This is a genomic window from Micromonospora chalcea (assembly GCF_002926165.1).
Lineage (GTDB): Bacteria > Actinomycetota > Actinomycetes > Mycobacteriales > Micromonosporaceae > Micromonospora > Micromonospora chalcea.
The window spans coordinates 1-19,820 of record NZ_MAGP01000163.1; the positions used below are offsets into that span (position 1 = coordinate 1).

21 protein-coding genes and 1 tRNA gene are annotated in these 19,820 nt (G+C 71.6%); 10 read left to right on the top strand and 12 right to left on the bottom strand.

Features of this window, described 5'->3' with window-relative positions; translation table 11 throughout:
• Positions 1–27: 27 nt before the first annotated feature.
• Complete coding sequence (locus BAW75_RS28250) at positions 28–1,767, bottom strand: metallophosphoesterase family protein (RefSeq protein WP_104115547.1); 1,740 nt, start codon at positions 1,765–1,767, stop codon at positions 28–30.
• 133 nt (positions 1,768–1,900) lie between these two features.
• Here BAW75_RS28250 and BAW75_RS28255 point away from each other — a divergent pair.
• Positions 1,901–1,974, top strand: a tRNA-Thr gene (locus BAW75_RS28255).
• 124 nt (positions 1,975–2,098) lie between these two features.
• Complete coding sequence (locus BAW75_RS28260; protein ID WP_030503768.1) at positions 2,099–2,419, top strand: hypothetical protein; 321 nt, start codon at positions 2,099–2,101, stop codon at positions 2,417–2,419.
• 44 nt (positions 2,420–2,463) lie between these two features.
• Here the strand turns inward: BAW75_RS28260 and BAW75_RS32170 are convergent, their stop codons facing one another.
• The 6 genes from BAW75_RS32170 to BAW75_RS28290 all read right to left on the bottom strand — a co-directional run bounded on the left by BAW75_RS32170 (position 2,464) and on the right by BAW75_RS28290 (position 7,483).
• Positions 2,464–3,246 carry a hypothetical protein gene (locus BAW75_RS32170; protein ID WP_146074910.1) on the bottom strand — a complete coding sequence of 261 codons (783 nt, stop codon included), beginning with the start codon at positions 3,244–3,246 and terminating at the stop codon, positions 2,464–2,466.
• Positions 3,243–3,812, bottom strand: a complete 570-nt coding sequence (locus BAW75_RS28270) for an RNA polymerase sigma factor (RefSeq protein WP_244206297.1) — start codon at positions 3,810–3,812, stop codon at positions 3,243–3,245. Before BAW75_RS28270 ends, BAW75_RS32170 begins: the two co-directional genes overlap by 4 nt.
• A 35-nt stretch (positions 3,813–3,847) precedes the next feature.
• Positions 3,848–4,963: an acyltransferase family protein gene (locus BAW75_RS28275; protein WP_104115565.1), complete on the bottom strand. Its 1,116-nt coding sequence runs from the start codon at positions 4,961–4,963 to the stop codon at positions 3,848–3,850.
• 117 nt (positions 4,964–5,080) lie between these two features.
• On the bottom strand, positions 5,081–5,485 hold the full coding sequence (locus BAW75_RS28280) for a hypothetical protein (protein ID WP_030503772.1): 405 nt from the start codon (positions 5,483–5,485) through the stop codon (positions 5,081–5,083).
• 342 nt (positions 5,486–5,827) lie between these two features.
• Positions 5,828–6,499, bottom strand: a complete 672-nt coding sequence (locus tag BAW75_RS28285; protein WP_104115551.1) for a hypothetical protein — start codon at positions 6,497–6,499, stop codon at positions 5,828–5,830.
• A gap of 102 nt (positions 6,500–6,601) precedes the next feature.
• Positions 6,602–7,483, bottom strand: coding sequence for an NAD(P)-dependent oxidoreductase (locus BAW75_RS28290; RefSeq protein ID WP_104115552.1), 882 nt, complete (start codon positions 7,481–7,483; stop codon positions 6,602–6,604).
• 96 nt (positions 7,484–7,579) lie between these two features.
• Here BAW75_RS28290 and BAW75_RS28295 point away from each other — a divergent pair, with 96 nt between their 5' ends.
• Complete coding sequence (locus BAW75_RS28295; RefSeq protein ID WP_064448862.1) at positions 7,580–7,942, top strand: winged helix-turn-helix transcriptional regulator; 363 nt, start codon at positions 7,580–7,582, stop codon at positions 7,940–7,942.
• A gap of 15 nt (positions 7,943–7,957) precedes the next feature.
• Here the strand turns inward: BAW75_RS28295 and BAW75_RS28300 are convergent, their stop codons facing one another.
• Entirely contained in the window at positions 7,958–8,782 is an 825-nt protein-coding gene (locus BAW75_RS28300; protein ID WP_104115553.1) for a TrmH family RNA methyltransferase, read from the bottom strand.
• Between the two features lie 63 nt (positions 8,783–8,845).
• On the opposite strand from BAW75_RS28300, the gene BAW75_RS28305 reads away from it, so the two are divergent.
• Complete coding sequence (locus BAW75_RS28305) at positions 8,846–9,400, top strand: DUF3592 domain-containing protein (protein WP_244206298.1); 555 nt, start codon at positions 8,846–8,848, stop codon at positions 9,398–9,400.
• Between the two features lie 9 nt (positions 9,401–9,409).
• On the opposite strand, the gene BAW75_RS28310 is transcribed toward BAW75_RS28305, so the two are convergent.
• A complete protein-coding gene (locus BAW75_RS28310) occupies positions 9,410–10,030 on the bottom strand; it encodes a pyridoxamine 5'-phosphate oxidase family protein (RefSeq protein WP_030503779.1) in 621 nt (206 codons plus the stop codon).
• 167 nt (positions 10,031–10,197) lie between these two features.
• Here BAW75_RS28310 and BAW75_RS28315 point away from each other — a divergent pair, with 167 nt between their 5' ends.
• Genes BAW75_RS28315 through BAW75_RS28325 form a run of 3 tightly spaced genes read left to right on the top strand, consistent with a single transcriptional unit; the run spans position 10,198 to position 12,405 of the window.
• Positions 10,198–10,704 carry a DUF2231 domain-containing protein gene (locus BAW75_RS28315; RefSeq protein ID WP_104115567.1) on the top strand — a complete coding sequence of 169 codons (507 nt, stop codon included), beginning with the start codon at positions 10,198–10,200 and terminating at the stop codon, positions 10,702–10,704.
• Positions 10,701–11,237: an Hsp20/alpha crystallin family protein gene (locus tag BAW75_RS28320; protein ID WP_043327210.1), complete on the top strand. Its 537-nt coding sequence runs from the start codon at positions 10,701–10,703 to the stop codon at positions 11,235–11,237. The genes BAW75_RS28315 and BAW75_RS28320 overlap by 4 nt, the downstream gene beginning before the upstream one ends.
• Positions 11,238–11,244: 7 nt before the next feature.
• The gene (locus BAW75_RS28325) at positions 11,245–12,405 is read left to right on the top strand and encodes a glycosyltransferase family 9 protein (RefSeq protein WP_104115554.1); all 1,161 of its coding nucleotides are present in this window, start codon (positions 11,245–11,247) and stop codon (positions 12,403–12,405) included.
• On the opposite strand, the gene BAW75_RS28330 is transcribed toward BAW75_RS28325, so the two are convergent.
• Both BAW75_RS28330 and rfaE2 read right to left on the bottom strand, forming a co-directional pair.
• Positions 12,380–13,252, bottom strand: coding sequence for a glycosyltransferase family 2 protein (locus BAW75_RS28330; RefSeq protein ID WP_104115555.1), 873 nt, complete (start codon positions 13,250–13,252; stop codon positions 12,380–12,382). The genes BAW75_RS28325 and BAW75_RS28330 overlap by 26 nt on opposite strands.
• On the bottom strand, positions 13,249–15,114 hold the full coding sequence (gene rfaE2, locus BAW75_RS28335; RefSeq protein ID WP_244206299.1) for a D-glycero-beta-D-manno-heptose 1-phosphate adenylyltransferase: 1,866 nt from the start codon (positions 15,112–15,114) through the stop codon (positions 13,249–13,251). The genes BAW75_RS28330 and rfaE2 overlap by 4 nt, the downstream gene beginning before the upstream one ends.
• A gap of 119 nt (positions 15,115–15,233) precedes the next feature.
• Here rfaE2 and BAW75_RS28340 point away from each other — a divergent pair, with 119 nt between their 5' ends.
• Both BAW75_RS28340 and BAW75_RS28345 read left to right on the top strand, forming a co-directional pair.
• On the top strand, positions 15,234–15,788 hold the full coding sequence (locus BAW75_RS28340) for a type 1 glutamine amidotransferase domain-containing protein (protein WP_043327208.1): 555 nt from the start codon (positions 15,234–15,236) through the stop codon (positions 15,786–15,788).
• Positions 15,789–15,844: 56 nt separating this feature from the next.
• Positions 15,845–17,512 carry an MDR family MFS transporter gene (locus BAW75_RS28345; RefSeq protein WP_104115556.1) on the top strand — a complete coding sequence of 556 codons (1,668 nt, stop codon included), beginning with the start codon at positions 15,845–15,847 and terminating at the stop codon, positions 17,510–17,512.
• Between the two features lie 7 nt (positions 17,513–17,519).
• Here BAW75_RS28345 and BAW75_RS28350 read toward each other — a convergent pair whose 3' ends face one another.
• Positions 17,520–18,011 carry an NUDIX domain-containing protein gene (locus BAW75_RS28350; protein WP_030503787.1) on the bottom strand — a complete coding sequence of 164 codons (492 nt, stop codon included), beginning with the start codon at positions 18,009–18,011 and terminating at the stop codon, positions 17,520–17,522.
• Between the two features lie 85 nt (positions 18,012–18,096).
• Here BAW75_RS28350 and BAW75_RS28355 point away from each other — a divergent pair, with 85 nt between their 5' ends.
• Positions 18,097–19,746, top strand: coding sequence for a fatty acid--CoA ligase (locus BAW75_RS28355; protein WP_104115557.1), 1,650 nt, complete (start codon positions 18,097–18,099; stop codon positions 19,744–19,746).
• Positions 19,747–19,820 lie beyond the last annotated feature (74 nt).

Consider the following 19,820-nt stretch of genomic DNA (forward strand, 5'->3'; position numbering starts at 1 on the left):
GGGACAAGGTGTCCCACGACTGGCAGCTCAACCCCGACCAGTCCCCCACCGCCGCCTGGCTGACCCCGAAGGGGTCAGCGGGGCCTTCGGGGTCAGCCAGGAGGCGGTGGGGGACTGGTCGGGGTTGAGCTGCCAGTCGTGGGACACCTTGTCCACGGCGATCGGGTAGATCGTCAACGTGCCGTCCGGGTCGATCCGGAACCGCAGGAACGCCTTCGAGTCCTCGATGCCCTGGGCGGCGAACAACTCGTTCAGGTTGACCCCGAACGCGCCGGCCACCAGCAGGTACAGCGCGACGAGCTGGCTGGCGACCAGACCGCTCACCGGCCCGTAGAGCACCGCTGCGGCGACCGCCGGCAGCGGCCACGGCCAGTCGTAGAACGGCAGCTGCAACCAGACCCACGTGCCGCCGGCGGCGAGAGCTATCTGGGCCAGTCCGTGCGCCACCCCGAGGATCCAGTGGCGGGCGTGCCGCTTCCCGCCCGCCGTCGGCGGCTTGGCGAAGAACACCGCGCCCATCATCGCCACCACCAGCATGATCGCCAGCGGCACGCTGAACAGGCGCTGCTCGGTGGTGCCCACCCGCTGCACCGCCACGCCGGCCATGGCCAGCATCAGCAGCGTGTGCAGGGTGCCGAGCAGCGTGGTGAAGCCCGGATTGCGGAACGGCAGCCGGGCGAAGATGCCCCAGCCGTACCGGCGGGAGCGCGCCTTGTCCGGGTAGCGCGCGGCCAGGTCGTACTCCCGGGTGTTGCTGGCCCGCCGGGTCAGCGTGTCACGCGGCGGCACCTCCAGCTTCTCCGGCAGCCGGTGCGTGGGGTAGAGGTAGGCGCCGCCACCGCCGCACGTGACGAGCTGCCGGTCCGTCCCGGCGTAACGGGCGTAGTGGTGCAGGTCGCCGGAGACCAGCACCCGCACCTGCGCGCCGGTCGGCGCGACGAGGGTACGGATGAAGTAGTCGATCGAGTCGTACGCGTTGGGGTGGTCCACGGCCTTGACCCACGTCGGCGCCGGCACCGCCAGGATCACCTTGGACTCCGGGGTGAGCTTGCGGGCCACCTCGTCGAAGTAGGTGAGCTGCGGGTCGTCCAGGTACGAGCCGGACTGGTCGTCGAGGCCGAGCAGCCACCAGCCGGCCGGCAGCTCGACCGCGAAGTACGAGCGGGACTGGCCGGTGCCCCAGCCGCCGAAGTGCCGGTCCCGGGTCCGCACGAACAGCCGCAGGAACGCCGTCAGCCCGTCGTACCAGTCGTGGTTACCCGGCACCGCGAACAGCGTCGGCTTCTCCGGCGGAGCAACCGGCAGCGCGGACTGGTACGGGCCCTTGCAGCGGTCCTCGTACGCCTCGTAGCCCGCCGCCGGGTAGACCTGGTCACCACCCATCACCAGCGTCTGCGCCCGCGGAAGCCGGTGCCCGTCCACCGTCAGCTCCGGCTGGGCGAGCAGGTACGCCACCGAGTACGTGGCGTCGAAGCCGTCACCCAGGTCGGCCACGTAGTCGAGCCAGAGCCCGCCGTCCGGCCCGACCTGCCGGAACGTGCCGTCGCCGAACGCGTTCTGCAGCTCGCGCTTGTCCAGGTACGCCCCGAACAGCATCGCCAGCAGCGTACGCAGGCCGGTGCTGATCAACAGCAGCGGCGCGAGCCAGGGCACCGGCCGGCGCGGGGTGAAGCCCAACTCCTGCGGGTCGATCTTGCGGGGGCGGCGGGTGGCGCGCTCGCCGGGATGCGCCTCGGGGGCCGCTGGCCGCGGCGGTTCGTCGGTCACCCGCCGCAGGGTAGTCGGGACGCGGCGCGAAGTCTCTCCCGTGACGGGGCGGATGTGGCTCGGTGTCCGGGTTCGGAGGCGGGGGGATCCGGTTCGGCTTCGGCCGGGGAGTGCCGTACACTTTACGATCGTTGCCGCCTTAGCTCAGTCGGCTAGAGCGACGCACTCGTAATGCGTAGGTCGACGGTTCGATTCCGTCAGGCGGCTCGGTACAGAATCCCAGGTCATCGGCCTGGGATTCGCCGTTTCCGGGGCGGACAACAGCGCCCTTCGACGGAGATGGGCTTCAGGAAGAGGAGTGGTTGGCGGCAGCGCGGCCTACGCTGCCGGAATGAAGGTGGGCAGGGTCTGGCGGGTGCACCACCGCAGCGAGTTGGTCGGTGAGGTCGATGAGCGGGAGCTCGACTTCCCCTGGATCCGCGGCCGCTTTCGGCCAGAGCCTGCTTTCCGACCACTGCGACCGATTTTCGCGGCATGGATCGAGGCCGTGAACTCCGGGGATGTTGAGGCATTGCGCCAGGCGCACGAGGCCATCTATCCGGCCGTGACGATGACTGACCCGACCGGGCGCGAGGTGCCATGGTTCATCTTGGTCATCGAAGGGGACGAGGCGCGCTTCCGGTGGCGTGATGAGCCCGTCACTGATCGGTAGCAAGCCGGCCAGCACGTGGGCGGGCGGGGCCTGCCGAGCCACCCTCAGTCCAGCTTCGGTTGTTCGTACAGTTCGCGGGCGGACAGGATCACCGCGCTGCCGTCTGCGAGGCGGACGGTCAGTGTGGTGGTGTTGCTGCTCGACTCATCGAGGCCTTCGGGGTACCAGGCGCCGAAGTAACCGTCGCGAACGGTTGCCCGCGCCGTCCGTGACGAATCGCCATCCTCGGTCCGCAAGTTGATCTCCACGCTCGTCACCTGTGAGCCGACGTGTCCCGCCATGATCCGGACGTAGCCTTCGTCGGTGCGTAGCTGACCCCACGAGTACAGCTCGACACCCCCGGCGCCGAGCCGCTCGGTGCTGGTCAGCACGGTCAGGATGCTGGTATTCGTCACGTCCCCGTTGCGATCGCGGAAGCATGTCTGGCTTCCAGCCGGCGACACGGCGTTCACGTATGCGTACTCGCCGCGTTTTTCACCGATGACCACCCTTGCGACGCTCGCGTCCTGGGCAGGCAGGCATTTGCCGGCGATGTCGCGTGCCTCGGTATCCGAGATCGGACTCGGCTCGGGCGTCCACGACGCAAACGCGGGACCAGCGTTGAGAAATGTCAGGGTGAAGGCGACAGCGGCGGCGAGCGCTCCGGCCGCGCCGACGATCGCCAGGCGAGGCCGACGGTGCGATGTGCGCGCTGGTGCCGGGCGCGGTCGCCGATCAGTGGCGACGATCCGCTCGAGCAATTCTCGCGCGGGTTCCTGCGCGACGCGTGCGGGCACCGGGACGGCGGCAGAGCGGATTGTCCGGGCGAGGACGTCGTCGTGGGTCATGCGGAGCCTCCGCGTCGTGAAGGGCCGGCCGGTGCAGGGACGTTTGTGGGTTCGCTGATCGGCCGCTGACCAAGATGCTGACGCAGGCGGCGACGGGCGCGCAGCAGGCGCAAACTGAACGCGGGCCGGGAAATGCCCAGTACGTGTGCTGCCTGCGGCCCGGTGAGGTCTTCGATCGCGGTCAGCGTCAGCACTTCCTGATCGGCCGATGACAGGCGCTGCCAAGCCTTCACCAGGTCGACGCGGGTAGCCGCGAGGTCGGCCTCGGTGCTGCTCGGAGCATCGGGTTCCTGGAGGACGCGAAGCGCGAGGCTCTGCTGCCGCTGGTCGCTGCGCTGCCGATTGTGCAGAACGTTGCGGGCGACGGTGAACAGCCAGGCGCGGGCCTCGCCGAGTGACTTCGGTACTTCGTCCAAGCGGCGCCACGCTATCAAGAACGTCTCGGCGACCACGTCTTCGGCAACGGCGAGGTGTGCACGGCGTTCGACGAAGAGCAGCAAACCGTCATACGCGGCCTCGAACAGCTCGCGGAAGGCGGAATCGGCCTCCGCGGTCGTCGGATCCACACCCTTCCTCGTGTTCGGCGCGTGGCGTCTGGTGCTCATAGTCGTCGCCGGTCCAATACGAAGCCGCGGATCAAGGGTGCGAGTGGGCGCTCGACGAAGCGATGGACAAGCCAGGCTGCCGCCAGCAGCCCAAGCACGGTGCCGCCGATCAGTATCGACGCGGGAAGGTTGGTTTCCTCGTACACGTTGCGGATCACGCTGTATCCAATGCGCGGGTGCAAGAGGTAGAAGGGGTAGCTGATGGCACCCGCAATGGCCAGCCAGCGCATTCTCACCCGGTTGGTGTAGCCGAGCGCGATGACGAGCATCAGAAGGTACACCCCGGTGAGCAGTACCGGTGCCGGCCAGACGGGCACCTCGAAGCCGGGCTTCAACTCCAGGGTCCGCTCGTGCACGCGCTGCAGGCTGACCAGCCACGTGGCGAGTAGCAGCACCCACAGCCATGGATCGGATCGGTTGCGGCGAAGCAGGAACAGGGTGATTCCGGCGATGAAGTACGGTGCGAAATCGGACATCACGACCTCGTCCAGGGCGGCACCCCGGAAAACGGGCATGACCACGGCGACTGCCAGCCACACGGCAGCGAATATTTTTACTCCCCGCTCGGTCGGCTTGGCCGCAAGAATGCACGCCGCGATCAGATAGAACCGGAGCTCGATCCAGAGGGTCCAGTACACGGTGTCGACAAGCGGCGTGTTGAGGGGCTCCGCCAACATGGTCAGGTTGACCAGCACGCCCCACCCGTCCGGCAGAGGTGGGAAAGGCAGCCCGCCGCTGATCGGCAGCACTGCCGATACGGCTGTCGTGGTCAGCACGCACACCCAGAACGCCGGATAGAGTCGCGCGACGCGGGAGGCAGCGAACTCGCGAACGGTGCGCCCCCAGCCGCTCATGAGGATCACAAATCCGCTGATCAGAAAGAACGTCTCGACTCCGAGGAAGCCATAGATCAGCACCGGTGCCGCGTCCGGCAGGAAGTATGCCGGCGGGCGCACGCCGTCCAACCTCCATGAGTCGCCGAAGTGGTATCCGGCCACCGCAAGAGCACAGATCAGCCGCAACCCGTCCAGCACGTACAACCGGGGCGCCCGCCCGGGAGGGCTGCTGACGGGCGGCGGCGTCGGCGCGCGGTCGAGCACCGCGGTCGTCATACTCTGCTCCTGTCCTGGATACACGACTGCATCCAGGACAGACATGTGCAGCACCGCGTCAAGTGCTACAGGTGATCACCGTCACGGGTGGTTCGACCGGATCTGGCGCCTCTGGCCTCAGCCGATGCGTAGCAGCAATACCTGGTCGTCGCGGAGTTCGGAGATGCTGTCGCGCAACAGCCTCAGCCCATCCAAACCGGCCGTGCCGCTCTCCTCGAAGTCCAGTCCCATTTCCTCGAAGTGGGCGGCCAACTCCGCCTCGCGGTGCCCGGCGGGGTCGAGCTGATCCAGGAACCGCTTGTGTGCGGGAGTGATGAGCACGGTCAGGTCGTGCACCTTGTTGATGGCCGCCGACTCGGCATCGAACTCCGACTGCTCCAGGTCTACGTCGCGCTCCTCCAGATAGCTCAAGACGTGCAGCATGCAGTACCCGGACCAGTCGTACTCCTCCCGCGGCTCGCGTCCGTGTTCGGCGAGGTAGGAGCCGAGTGACGACGACGATGTGCGGGCGAGGCGGGCCAACTCGGGGATGCTTCTCCTGGGAACCAGGGTCAGTGACGCGACAGCAGACAACGCACCCTCCGTCGTACGGACTCTGCCGGGCAGGCTACGGGGAGGGAGCGACAACGTGTCAGCGGATCGTTGCGGCGGCCGATGGCTCCCTAGCCATCCGTGCAGCCAAGGAAAGCCGCAGGCGCTGACGGCACCCGACCCATGTCGTAACCGCCTGTTACGGTGCGCCGCAGTTGGCCGGTCAGAGCAACCCCACGCAGACCCACGAGCCCGAGGTGAGCGGCCCGCATCCAATCCGCATCTCGCATTGCGACCGCCTTGCCCAGCCGGTTGGCGACGGCGTCCAGGTCGTCACCGAACAGAGCCACGTACACCTCCAAGTGATGGTGCGGGGGAGCCGGACAAGACGGCGGCAGCGGCCCAGGCCAGCAGCAAGCCCATGGTCAGGCCGGGCGGCAGGTACCAGAACGTGAGGAAGCCGGCTGGTGGCGTCAACGGCAGTGCCGCGACGAGCGCCCATGCGACGCGGCGCGGCAGCACGCCGCGACGCAGCCCCTGCAGCCCGCACCAGACGGTGCCCACCAGCGCCGTCAACAGGGCCACGAGGTCGAACAACCACCCGTACCCGGGGGTGCTGTATTCCAGGCCGATAGCGATGCCTGCGGTGAGGAGCCCGTACCTCGTGAGGCGGCGGGGCATCGCGGTGGCGTGGCCGGTGACCGTCCAGACGAGCGGCAGCGCCAGCAGCACGGACACGAAGAAGGGCCCGCGCCAGATCCACGCCGGCTCCCCACCGTCGAACAACGGCAGGTTCTCGGCCATCCATCGCGACGGAGCGGGTAGGGAGCTGACGGCGCGGCCGCCGCCGACCTCCCACTGCGTGGCCATCGCGGCGCCGAGCACCGCCGCGATCACCGGCGCGAGAACCGCCAGGACGCGCCGCCAGCGGGCGACCGGCAACTTGCCCTCGCCGCCGGTCGGGCCGGCGCGATCGGGTACGCGCTGCGGATGCTTCTGTCGCATCGGACGATCGTCATTGCGTCGCTGGGAATTCTCATCAGGGGAACAGCCGGGATCACCATCGGCGTATCGGCGGTCCACGTGGGTTGTCTCGGTCCGCGGCGGTCAGCGCACCAGCAGGTCGATGACGCCCGTCAGGTCCTCCTCGCCGCTGCCCTCGGCCAGGCGGCGGCGCATCAGCTCGAAGTAGGGGCTGAGCAGTTCCGGGCTGACGCCCTGCTCTGCCGCGGTGCGCAGGAACGTCGGCGTGCCGGCCACCTGCATGGCGAGATTGGAGACGACGCCCTTCGTGTAGTCGCCGCTGCGCAGCTGGTCGGCGGTCTGGTGAACGGTCGGGGCCATCGCGACGAGCCAGTCGGCGAGCAGCGGGGCCAGCGACGCGGGGTCGATGTCCTCCCGGCGGATCAGGGCGAAGGCGTGCGCTGCCCCGGCGAACATGCCGTACATGGCGCTGAGCAGGGCGATGTCGTGCAGGGCGGCGAAGCCCGCGTCCCGGCCGACGTAGGTGGTGCCGGCGGGGACGGCGAGCGTCTCCCGGTGCCGTTCGAACAGCTCGCGGGAGCCGCTGTAGAAGACGTAGCCGCCAGCGTCCGGGACGCCGATCATCGGAGGGACGGCCATGATTCCGCCGTCCAGGTAGCGGGCCCCGCGCTCGCGGGCCCAGTCGGCTCGGGCGCGGGCCTGGGCGGGCGTACCCGTGGTCAGGTTGACCAGATCCCTGCCGGCCAGGTCGGCGCCGGCCAGCACCTCCTCGACCGAGGTGTCGTCCAGCAGGCAGACGACGACAAGGGTGTTCGCGGCGACGGCCTCGGCGGCGCTGTTCGCGACCGTCGCTCCCTCGGCGGAGATCGCCGCGGCGCGGGCCGGGGTGCGGTTCCAGACGGTGAGCGGGTGGCGGGCGGCGAGCCAGGCGCGGGCCAGCGCGGCGCCCATCGCGCCGAGGCCCAGCAGCGTCACGGGCGTCTTCTCCACAGTGTCGTGTGCCATGCCGAAAAGGCTGGTCGCAGGCCCGCAGGTGAACAAGTACGCACTTCGGAGTAGGTGGTTACTCTGAGGTGAGCGAGCAGGTCGGAAGGGTGGGGCATGACGACGTTGAACCGGCCGGGCGCACCGGACGGCCATGTCTGCGGGATCGACGCCGCGATGGAGGTGATCGGGGGCAAGTGGAAGGTGCTGATCCTCTGGGCACTCCACGAGCACCCGTACCGCCGCTTCGGCGAGTTGCGCCGGCTGCTGCCGGGGATCACCGAGAAGGTGCTGGCCGCCCACCTGCGCGAGATGGAGGCGGACGGCGTCGTGCGCCGCGTCTCCTACGACGAGGTACCGCCCCGCGTCGAGTACTCGCTGACCGAGGACGGCGTACGCCTCAACGATGCGCTCGAACCGCTGGCCGCGTGGGGACGCGAGCGGCCGTCGAGGACCGCAACCGGCACGGCCGCCTCGTAGCGGCGGGCCCAGGCGTCACCGCTGCTTCGCGCGCTGGCGGGCGGCCTCGTACAGCGCCACCGTCCCGGCCGCCGCCGCGTTCAGCGAACTGGCCGCACCGACGATCGGAATGCGTACGATCCGGTCGGCCGCCTCCTGCCAACCCTTGCTGAGTCCGTGCGTCTCGTTGCCGACGAGCAGGACAGTGGGCCCGGTCAGGTCGTGCTCCGCTACGTCCACGTCGCCGTGTTCGTCCGTACCGATGATCTGGATCTGTGGTCCCGCCTTCCGCACCGCGGCGACCCAGTCGAGGACGGCGTGGTGGCTGGGGACGCGCACGGCCGGTACGGCGAACAGCGACCCGGTGCTGGCCCGGACCGCCTTCGGGTCGTACGGGTCGGCGGCGTGGCCGGTGATCACCACGCCGGACGCGCCGAAGGCGTCGGCGGACCGGATCAGCGTGCCGATGTTGCCCGGGGTCTTGGGGCGGTCGAAGACCACCACGAGCATGTCGGGCCCGACCGGGACGCGGGCCAGGTCGTCATCGGGCTGCGCCACCACGGCCAGCAGTTCGGGGGACTCCTCCTCCTTGCCGCTGAGTTCCCGCATCAGCTCGGGCGCGAGCGCGACCCGCCGGGCGTCGGCGCGGTCGAGCAGTTCCCGGCACCAGCGGGACAACTGTTGCCGGTCCGGGTACAGCAGCGCCCGGATCTCCCAGCCCTGCTCCAGGGCGACGGTGATCGGGCGTACCCCCTGGACCAGGAACTCCCCGGCACGCTGGCGCTTGTTGCGGTTGGTCAGCAGCGCCTGCCACTGCTGGAAGCTCGCGTTCCGGGTGGTGATCGTCAAGGTCTTCGCCACGCAGCCGATTCAACCCCATCCGGTGCCGGTCCCGGGGTTGCGGGCCCCGGCGACGATGGCCGGGTGATCATCCGCCGGTCGTTCCTGATCCGCCTCGCGTGCGTACTGCTGGTGGTCGGCGGCGGCGCGTTGCTGTGGCTGCCGTTCCACACCCAGATGGAGCTGGACGACTGGGCGGTGACGCTGCGCGAGCGGGGTACGCCCGCGCGGGCGGTCGTCGTCGACCAGGTGACGGAGAGCGGCGGCAACCGGAGTCCCTCGTCGAGCACCATGTACTTCAGCTACGAGGTGGACGGCCGGACGCACGCGCAGGAGGTGGCCTGCTTCGAGGTGTGCCGGGCCGCCGGAGCGGAGGTGTCGATCTGGGTGAACCCGGCGGACCCGGGTGACTTCGTCACCGACTTCGGTCAGCTCAGCGGCCACCGCGGCCGGGTGCAGGGCGTCCTCGGCGTGGTCGGGCTGGCCGCCCTGGGCGTCGGGGTGGTGCTGGCCCTGTCCGGTATCAGGCGTCGGCGTGTCACCCCGCCGCGCCGCGACCGGCCGCGCCGGGTGGAGCCGGCGACGGGCGGTCGCGGGTACGTGGGCCGGGGCAAGCGCAAGCGCAACGTCCGGCCCTGACCACGGGACTCAGCGGTACAGGGTCTCCAGGTACGCCGGGCCGTAGTGGCGTTCCAGGTCGGCCAGGCTCTCCGCCGGGGCCTCCACCTCTTTGATCAGCCGGGCCCGCGTCGGCAGCACGTCCGGCTGCCAGGTCTCCGGCTGCCACAGCTCGGAGCGCAGGAACGCCTTCGCGCAGTGGTAGAAGATCTGCTCGATCGCGACCTCGACGGCCAGCACCGGCCGGTGGCCCTTGACCTCCATGTCGGCGAACCACGGCGCGTCGGCGATCAGCCGGGCGCGCCCGTTGATCCGCAGCGTGTCGGTGCGGCCGGGAATCAGGAAGATCAACCCGACGTGCGGGTTGGCCAGGATGTTGCGGTAGCCGTCGGCCCGCCGGTTGCCGGGCCGCTCCGGAATCGCGATCGTGGTGTCGTCGAGCACCAGCGCGAAGCCGGGCGGGTCACCCTTGGGGGAGACGTCGCAGGTGCCGTCCGCGCCGGCGGTGGCGATCAGGCAGAACGGTGACGCGGCGAGCCACTCCCGGTCGCGTTCGTGCAGCGTACGGCGGTCCTTGGCGGCAGCGCGCGGCATCGGCGTGCCGATCAGCTCGCGTAGTTCGGCCTCGCTGGTGATCTCCCGGGTCGTCACGTCTTCCTCCCCCGTCCGTTGATCGTCACGACGGTTCCGGCCCGCGACGGGCCGCGTTCCGCCATGGTCAGCCTAGGAGAGCGCGTCGAGTGTCGGGTTTGCCCCCGGGGCCGGCGGGTAGGGACCGGTTCGCAGCGTGCGGCCGGACGTGACGGATGGAGGCCGAGATGGAGAGCCGGCTCAAGGTGCTCGGCCATCCCGTGCACCCGATGCTCGTGATGTTTCCGGTGGCGCTCTTCGTGACCGCCGTGATCTTCGACGTGGTGGACACCGTGGGCGGGCCCGGCTTCCTGGCCGAAGTCGCGTACTGGAACATCACCGTCGGTCTGATCGGCGGCCTGCTGGCCGCGGCGGCCGGGGCGTTCGCGTTCCGCGCCCTGCCGGCCGGCACCCGCGCCAAGCGGGTCGGTGTCACCCACGCCGCCGCCAACGTGGCGGTGATTCTGCTGTTCGCCGCGGTCTGGGTGGTCCGGCTCAACGCCGACTCGCGGGCGGCCGGGGGCGCGCTCGTCGCCATCGAGGTGGTCGCCCTGGCGATCCTCGGCGTCAGCGCGTGGCTCGGCGGTGAACTGGTGGACCGCCTCGGCGTCGGCGTCGACCCGGAGCACGATCTCAACGCGCCCAGCTCGCTGCGACCCCCCTCGGCGACCCAGCGGATCGGAGACGCGCGATGACGGAACAGGGCAGCGGACGGGGCTGGCGTGGCCGCCAGCAGGGCTGGGACCCGATGGGCGAGCTCCAGTCGCTGCGCTCCGAGCTGAGCCGGCTGGTCGGCGGACGCTCCGGCAGCCAGGACGTGGATCTGGCCGAGACGGCGGACGGCTGGGAAGTGGTCGTCCGGCTCCCCGGTGTGGCGCCGGAGGAGGTGGCCGTCGAGCTGGACGACCGGGAGCTGTGCGTACGCGCCCGGTCGGAAGCCGAGGTGAACGCCGACCACGGCATCCCGGGCGGGTTCACCACGCGCGGCTTCGAGTACCGCGTCGACCTGCCGTCCCGGGTGGACCCGGACCGGATCGACGCGGTGATGGACCACGGCCTGCTGCGGGTGCGGCTGCCCCGGGCGGCCCGGCCCGCGCCGCGCACCATCACCGTCGGCCGCACCGGCCCGCGCGCGGGCGTCGACCGTACGCCGATGCCGGCCGACCCGGCCGCGGACCGGGAGCTGCACCACCCCGACACCGCGCTCGACGAGATCGACAGGCCGTAGGGGCCGCGTGACCAGCCCGTCGGGTGACTCCGACCCGCCGCGCCGCGACCCGGAGCCGTCGCTGCTCGGCCCGGTCGGCGAGCGCGTACCCGACGTCGAGCGGATCGCCGTGCTGCGCGCCAACGCGCTCGGCGACTTCATCTTCGTGCTGCCGGCGCTGGACGCGCTGCGGTCGGCGTACCCGTCGGCGGAGATCGTGCTGCTCGGCGCGCCGTGGCACGCGGCGCTCTGGCGCGACCGGCCCGGCCCGGTGGACCGGGTGCTGGTGGTGCCGGCGGCGCCCGGCATCCGCGATCCGGGCCCGGTCGAGTCGCCGGGCGACGTGCCGGGCTTCCTGGCCGCGGCCCGCGCCGAGCGGTTCGACCTGGCGTTGCAGGTGCACGGCGGAGGCGCGAACTCCAACCCGCTGGTGGCGGGCCTGGGCGCCCGGGTCACCGCCGGCCTGCGGGCCGAGGGCGCGCCGCCGCTCGACCGCTGGCTGCGCTACGTCTACTACCAGCACGAGGTGATCCGCTACCTGGAGGTCGCCGCGCTGGTCGGCGCGCCCGCCACCACGATCACCCCGTCGCTGGCGGTCACCGCCGCCGACCGGGCCGAGGCCGCCGCCGTGCTCGGCGAACCCACCCGGGCCCGGGTGGCGCTGCACCCGGGCGCCACCGACACGCGACGCCGCTGGCCGCCGGAATGCTTCGCCGAGGTCGCCCGCGCGCTCGCCGGAGACGGGTACGAGGTGCTTGTCACCGGCACCCCCGCCGAGCAGGAGACGGTGGACGCTGTGGTGGCGGCGGCCGGCGTGCCGGTGCGTCCGCAGGTCGGCACGCTCCCGCTCGGCGCGCTGGCCGCCGCGTACGCGGACTGCGCGCTCGTGGTCTCCAACGACACCGGCCCGCTGCACCTGGCCGCCGCCGTGGGCGCGCCGACCGTCGGGGTGTTCTGGGTCGGCAACCTGATCAACGGGGCGTCGCCGCTGCGTGGGCGGCACCGCCCGATCGCCGCCTGGACCACCCACTGCCCGGTCTGCGGCGTCGACTGCACACCCGGGATCTACCCGCACCGGCCCGGCGACGGGGAGTGCCCGCACCGGGTGTCGTTCGTGGCCGACGTGCCGGCGGCCGAGGTGATCGAGGCGGCCCGCGAGCTGCTCACGCCTCCGCCGTCGACTCGCTGAGCACCACTTCCCACGCCTCCACGTCCCGCTCGGTAACTGTGGTCGGCGACTCCAGGTGGTAGGCCCCGCTGGGCAGCACGCCGGCGCCGCCGTGGCGCTCCAGCACGGCGAGCTGGGCGGCGACGTCCTCGCCCTGGTGCCGGTCGGGCAGCCGCTCCCAGAAGTCGAAGCCACCGGACTCGACCAGCTTCGTCCGGTCGTAGAGCACGCAGCCGCCGATCCAGGAGACCTTGTACGCCCGCCACTGCCCGGGCGGCAGGTTCAGCTTCTCGGTGACGTGCAGCAGGTTCGCGGCCGGGTGGATCGACGCCCGGTGCCACTCCGGCGTGCCCGGCATGATGCGTTCCGGCACCGGCCGTCCGGCCCACTCCTCGTAGTGCTGGTGCGTCTCCGGGCGGACGTCGTCGGCGTAGGAGAGCCCGTGCACCGCGTTGCCGACGAACCCGCAGCCCAGCTCGTCCAGCGCGGTCATCAGCCGGGACAGCGTTCCCGGCTCCAGCCACACGTCGTCGTCGAGGCAGAGCACCGCGTCGGCGGCCGACTGGGCCAGCAGGTAGCACCGGTGTTCGGCCAGGCCGCGACGGGGCAGCCGCCGGGTCAGCAGCACCGGATGCCCCCGGTGCCGCAGCGCCCGGACCATGGTGGCGGCGGCCGGATGCGCGTACGCGGGCTCGCCGTCGGACTGGTCGCTGACCACCACCCCGAACCCCGGTACGCCCTCCTGCGCGGCCAGCCCGGACAGCGTGACAGCCAGTTCGGCGGGCCGGTTGCGGGTGGGGATCAGCACGTCGAGCCGGCGGCGCTGCCGGAACTGCCCGGGCGTGCCCGGGTCGAGCGGTCGCGTCACGCCGGCCTGCCTTCGCCCACGGGGCTGTCCTCGCTCCGCTCGGTGCGTTCGCTCATGAGCGACTGGGCGCGGATGCGGTCGATGATCGCCGAGGTGGAGCGGTCCGGCACGTACCCGAGCGTGCGCACCTGCCCGCCCAGCCGCCGCACCAGCGGCGCCTCCGGCACCATCTCCGGCGGGTAGTCGCCGCCCTTGACGTAGACGTCGGGGCGGACCGCCTCGATCAGCCGGGCCGGCGAGTCCTCCTCGAAGACCACCACGTGGTCGACGCAGGCCAGCGCCGCCAGCAACGCGATCCGGTCCTCGACCGGGTTGACCGGCCGGTCCGCGCCCTTGAGCCGGCGGACGCTGCCGTCCGAGTTGACCGCCACGATCAGCAGGTCACCGAGCGCGCGGGCCTGGGTCAGGTAGCGGACGTGCCCCGGGTGCAGCACGTCGAAGCAGCCGTTTGTGAACACCACCGAGAGGCCGGCCTGCCGGTGCTCGTCCACCAGCGCGGCCAGTTCGTCGGCGCCGACCAGCGCCGGGTGCCCGCCGTCGTCCGGGCCGGTGCCGAGCGCGGCGAGCAGATCCTCGCGGCGGCACACGCAGGTGCCGGTGTCGGCGACCGTGATGGTGGCGGCGAGCTGCGCGAGCTGGGCGGCGGTGGGCAGGCCGGCGTCGGCGGCGAGCGCCAGCGTCATGGCCGCCAGGTACGCGTCCCCGGCGCCCACCGCGTGACTGGCCGGGACCGGGGTGCTGTGGCTGCGCCGGGGCTCGCCCTCGGCGCCGCCGACCACCGCGCCCTCGGTGTCCAGGGTCACCGCCACCACGTCCGCGCCGGTGTGCGCGCGCAGCTCGGGCAGGCGCGACTCGGCCAGCACGGCCCGGTCCACGCCGGTGCCGGCGGTCGCGCTCACCGTCACGCCGGTGCCGGTGACGCTCAGCCCGTCCCCGGTCAGCGCCACCCGCTCCTCGCCGGGCGTCGGCTCGCCGGTCGGGCCGGTCGAGCCGCCGGACGTCGCTGCGGCGGGCGCGCCCGAGGTCGGGTGCGGGCTGCCCGGCGCACGGTCGCCGGACCCGCCGGGCGCCGCGCCGACCATCAGCTCGGACGGGCCGTCGGCCTCCGCCGGGTGGTCCAGGTGCAGGTCACCCCCATTGGGTACGGCGTTGCGCTCGCCGTGTGCGAAACCGGCGGCGGCGCGGGCCAGCAGCCGGGTGGCCTCGGCGAAGCTCGGCGTCACCACAGTCGGGTTCAGTCCACGCCAGTCGGCCAGGTCGTGCGCGTCCAGCGCCACGGTGCCGTAGCGGTCCCGGTTGGCGACCAGCCAGGCGCGTACCGCCGAGGGCAGGGCGCCCAGGCCGTAGTCGCAGACCACGAGCGTGAGCGGCTGTCCCGGGGCCACCGCGCGCAGCTCCTCGGTGGCGCAGTGCAGGGCGGTCAGCAGCCGTGCCACCCCGTCGTCGTCCAGCGCGTCCTCCGGGCCGCCGGAGTCCTCACGGAGCAGGATCTGGTTGCCGGCGAGCATCCGCCGCTTCACCGGCGTGGGCCGGCCGGGCTGGCTCACCGTACGGTCCCAGACCGCGGCGCGGTCCAGGCAGTCGTGCAGCTCGTCACCGGCCACGTCGGCGCCGACCGGGGCGACGAGCGCCGCCCGTCCACCGAGCGCCGCCACGTTGACCGCCGTGTTGGCGGCGCCCCCGGCCGCGGAGATCCGCCGCCGCAGGGTGAGGACCGGCGCGGGCGCCTCGCGGCAGAGCCGCTCCGACTCGGCGAACCGCCACTCGTCCAGCATGGCGTCCCCGACGACCAGCACGGGACGCTGCTGCCAGCTCGCCACCACGGTGGCCAGCCGGCGCTCTTCCGCTGCTGCTCCTGCCATGCCTCTGCGGATCCCCCCGCGCCGTCGGGCCAAACGCGACGCGGGCCACCCGGTGCGCCCGGTTTCGCCGCATCGGCCGGGGGAACGGTGCAGACATACCTCGGAGAGGAGAGAAGAGCATGGCAGCGACACTTCAGGGCAAGCGCATCGCCTTCCTGGCCGCCGACGGCGTCGAGGAGGTCGAGTACACCCAGCCCCGGGAGGCGGTGGAGAACGCCGGCGCGCAGGTCGAGCTGGTCTCCCTCGACTCCGGCTCGATCCAGGCCTTCAACCACCTGGACCACGGCAAGCAGTACCGGGTCGACGTCACCGTCAAGGAGGCGGACGCCGGCGCGTACGACGGTCTGGTCCTGCCCGGTGGCGTGGCGAACCCGGACTTCCTGCGCGCGGACCCGGACGCGGTCCGGTTCGTGAAGTCGTTCTTCGACGCCGGCAAGCCGGTCGGCGTGATCTGCCACGGCCCGTGGACGCTGGTCGAGGCGGACGTGGTGCGGGGCCGGACCATCACCTCCTGGCCGAGCCTGCGCACCGACCTCACAAACGCCGGCGCGAACTGGGTCGACAAGGAGGTCGTCACCGACAACGGGCTGGTCAGCAGCCGCAAGCCGGACGACCTGCCGGCGTTCTGCGCCAAGATCGTGGAGGAGTTCGCCGAGGGTCGGCACGCCGCCTGAGGAAAGTCACAGGCCCACCGGGGGCATGATCCGCCCCCGGTGGGATAGGAAGCGGGATGACCGCCCAGACCGCCCCGCCCGCGCTGCCCGTCCGCCAGATCCGCCTGCTGATGTTCGGTCTGATGACCGGGATGCTGCTGGCGGCGCTCGACCAGACCATCGTCGGCACCGCCCTGCCGACGATCGTGGGGGAGCTGGGCGGCATCAACCACTACTCGTGGGTGGTCACCGCGTACCTGCTGGCGTCGACCGCCTCGACGCCGCTGTACGGCAAGATGGCCGACCTGTACGGACGCCGGCCGGTCTTCCTGTTCTCGATCGGCATGTTCCTGCTCGGCTCGCTGCTGGCCGGGCTGTCGCAGGACATGACCCAGCTGATCGTCACGCGCGGCGTGCAGGGTCTCGGCGCGGGTGGGCTGATGACGCTGGCGTTCACCATCATCTCGGACGTGGTCTCGCCCCGGGAGCGCGGGCGCTACCAGGGGTTGTTCGGCGCGGTGTTCGGCGTCTCCTCGGTGGCCGGGCCGCTCGTCGGCGGTTACTTCGCGGAGACCAACTGGCGGTGGATCTTCTACATCAACGTGCCGCTGGCGATCCTCGCCATCGTGGTCTGCTGGCACGTGATGCGGCTGGTGCCGTTCGAGCGGCGGGAGCACACGGTCGACTGGATCGGCGCGGCGCTGCTGGTGGCCGGCGTGAGCTGCCTGCTGCTGGCGCTGAGCTGGGGCGGCGCCGAGTACGCCTGGGGCTCCGGCGTGATCGTCGGCCTGTTCGCCGCGGGCGCGGTGCTGGGCGTGCTGTTCGTCGTCCAGGAGGCGCGGACCAAGGAGCCGATCCTGCCGCTGCGGCTGTTCCGCAGCGCCACGTTCGCGCTGGCGAACGCGGCGGGCTTCGTCCTCGGTCTGGTGATGTTCGGGTCGATCATCTTCATCCCGCTCTACCTCCAGATCGTCAAGGGCGCCTCGCCGACGCGCAGCGGTCTGCTGATGCTGCCGATGATGGCCGGCGTCATCATCACCTCGATCGTCACCGGCCGGGCGATGAGCCGGATCGGCAGGTACAAGTGGTTCCCGGTGGCGGGCGCGGCCGTGCTGGTGGTCGGCATGCTGTTGTTCCAGCAGCTGCGGGTGGCCACCTCGCTCTGGGCCGCGTTCGGCTACATGGTGGTGATCGGGATCGGGCTGGGCCTGTGCATGCAGTCGCTGATCCTCGCCGTGCAGAACGCGGTGAGCGTGCGCGACCTGGGCGCGGGCACGTCCTCGGCCACGTTCTTCCGGTCGCTCGGCGGCTCGTTCGGCGTGGCCATCCTGGGCGCGGTGCTGTCGTCCCGGCTCACCACCGAGCTGGCCGGCCGGCTGCCGGGCGCGCTCGCGCAGCTCCCGCCGGAGCAGCGGGCCGCGGTGTCTGCCGGCGGGAACTTCTCGATCAACGACCCGGCGGCCATCCTGGCCCTGCCCGCCCCGGTACGCGCCGCCGTCCAGGCCTCGTTCGTCGAGTCGCTGCACCTGGTCTTCCTGACCACCGGGCTGATCGCGATCGTCGCGGTGCTGGCCACGCTGGCCATGCCGAACCATCAGCTGCGCGGCACGGGCCCGCAGGGCGCCACCGGCGGCGCCGACCCGATCGGCGGCAAGGCCCCCGCGCCCGGTGGCAAGCCGCTGACCAAGGAGTCGAAGGAGGAGGCCGCCGCCGACATGGAGGCGAAGTCGCAGACGATGCTGTGACCGGCGGCTACTTGAGGATCAGCCGGTTGGTCTGCTCGAACACGTCCAGGTCGGCGAGTGTCTCGTGGACGCTCGACGAGAGCGGGTGCGGGAAGTCCGCCGGACGGAAGAAGGCGGCGTCGGTGGTCTCGTCGGTGAACCGGTCCAGCTCGCCGTCCCACTCGTCGACCCGGAACGCGGTGGTGAAGACCTGGTACGTGTGTCCGTACATGTTGGTGTGGGTGCGGTCCGGGCCGGTGTAGAGCGCGAACGCGCTGACCCGCAGCGCCCGCAGGCCGGTCTCCTCCCGCACCTCGCGGACCGCGCAGTCGGCGATCGACTCGCCCAGTTCCATGGCGCCGGCCGGCAGCGCCCACTGGCCGTTGTCGGAGCGCTGGATCAGCAGCACCCGGGCGGCGTTGTCGCGCACCACGGCGCGGGCGCCGACGAACATCAGGGTGCGGTCACCGGCCAGGGCGCGGAGCTGCCCCACGTACGAGTCGGCCCACGAGATGCTCACCCGGACAATCTACGCATCATCCGTGATCACCTCGGTGGTTCCGGGGGGTTCCGTAGATGTGACCGCCGCCACTACGTTGTTACCCATGCGTAGCACGATGATGGACGCCCCCCTTCAGGTCGCCCGGATCCTCGAACACGGCTCCACCGTGCACGGCGCGGCGGAGGTGGTCACCTGGACCGGCGCCGAACCGCGCCGGATGACGTACGCGGAGGTCGGCCGTGCCGCCGCCCGGCTAGCCCACGCGCTGCGCGACGAGTGCGGCGTGACCGGCGACGAGCGGGTCGCGACGTTCATGTGGAACAACAACGAGCACCTGGTGGCGTACTTCGCCGTGCCGAGCATGGGGGCGGTGCTGCACACGCTCAACATCCGGCTCTTCCCCGACCAGGTCGCCTACATCGCCAACCACGCCGAGGACCGCGTGGTGCTCGTCGACACCACGCTCATCCCGCTGCTCGCCCGGGTGATCGGCGAGATGGCGACCGTCGCGCACGTGGTGGTGGTCGGCGGCGGCGACCCGGCCCCGCTGCTGGCCGCGGCCGGTGACCGGATCACCGTGCACCACTGGGACGCGCTGCTGGCCGACCGCCCCGACCACTTCGACTGGCCGGAGGTGGACGAGCGGGACGCGGCCGCGCTCTGCTACACCTCGGGCACCACCGGCCACCCCAAGGGCGTCGCCTACTCGCACCGCTCGATCTACCTGCACTCGCTCCAGGTCTGCATGCCGGAGGGCTTCGGGCTCGGGCCGAACGACCGCGAGCTGGCCATCGTGCCGATGTTCCACGCCATGTCCTGGGGCCTGCCGTACGCGGCCTTCCTCTCCGGCGCCTCGCTGATCATGCCGGACCGGTTCCTCCAGGCCGAGCCGATCGCCGCGATGATCGCCGCCGAGCGCCCCACGCTGGCCGGGGCGGTGCCGACCATCTGGACCGACCTGCTGGCCTACCTGGACGCGCACGAGGTGGACCTCTCCTCACTGAAGGAGGTCATCGTGGGCGGGTCGGCGTGCCCGCCGGCGCTGATGCACGCCTTCCACGACCGCTACGGCATCGACGTCATCCACGCCTGGGGCATGACCGAGATGTCGCCGCTGGGCTCGGTGTCCCGGGCGCCGGCCGGCGCGACCGGCGACGACGCCTGGCGCTACCGCTACATGCAGGGCCGCGTACCGGCGGGCGTGACCGCGCGGATCGTCGGTCCGGCCGGTGAGCCGCTGCCCGCGGACGGGACGTCGGTGGGCGAGCTGGAGGTGCGCGGGCCGTGGGTGACCGCCCGGTACATCGGCGACGACGTGCCGGAGGAGGAGAAGTTCCGGGACGGCTGGCTGCGGACCGGTGACGTCGGCACGCTCTCGCCGGACGGCTACATCACGCTCACCGACCGCGCCAAGGACGTGATCAAGTCGGGCGGGGAGTGGATCTCCTCGGTCGAGCTGGAGAACGCCCTGATGGCGCACCCGGCGGTGCTGGAGGCGTGCGTGGTGGGCGTACCGGACGAGCGCTGGGACGAGCGTCCGCTGGCCACCGTCGTGGTTCGCGAGGGCGCCTCGGTGACCGCCGAGGAGCTGCGGGACTTCCTGGCCGGCTCGGTGGCCCGCTGGCAGTTGCCGGAACGCTGGGCGTTCATCGACGCCGTGCCCAAGACCAGCGTCGGCAAGTTCGACAAGAAGGTGGTGCGTTCGCGGTACGCCGACGGCGGGCTCGACGTACGGGAACTGACCGCGTCGTAACGTTTCGGGGCGTACCGTCGCCTACACGGGCAGGAACACGTTTCCAACGGGCATTCCTCCCAGAGGGCGGCCCC